The organism is Halomonas borealis (assembly GCF_004798905.1).
In the GTDB taxonomy this organism is placed as follows: Bacteria; Pseudomonadota; Gammaproteobacteria; order Pseudomonadales; family Halomonadaceae; genus Halomonas; species Halomonas borealis.
In genome coordinates, this window is sequence record NZ_SDMO01000050.1 from 1 (window position 1) to 293 (window position 293).

Genomic DNA, 293 nt, shown 5'->3' on the forward strand with positions numbered 1-293 from the left:
GTGGACGTGTTCATAAAGGTGATAAAGTTTATATGGATTATCTGAAAGTTACCGATGACATGGATTCAAATCAAAATCTCTTGTCTGTGGATATGCAAGTTAAAGACAAGGACAATAACTGGGTATCACTTGAACAAGGGACTGATTATACTTTTGTAGATGGTGCTAATGAAATGACACCTGCAGGCAAGAATACAGTTCAGTTAACTCAAGCTGGAATGGAAAAAGTTGGAACTATGACAGGTGCAACACAAATGCGCGTGGTTTATAAAGCCCAAGTTAAAGAAGGTTGG

1 protein-coding gene is annotated in these 293 nt (G+C 38.2%); it reads left to right on the plus strand.

Annotation, left to right across the window (positions count from 1 at the left end; translation table 11 throughout):
• Positions 1-32: 32 nt before the first annotated feature.
• The coding region (locus ETC07_RS16135) for an MBG domain-containing protein (RefSeq protein ID WP_205742568.1) at positions 33-293 on the plus strand (261 nt) is incomplete at its 3' end.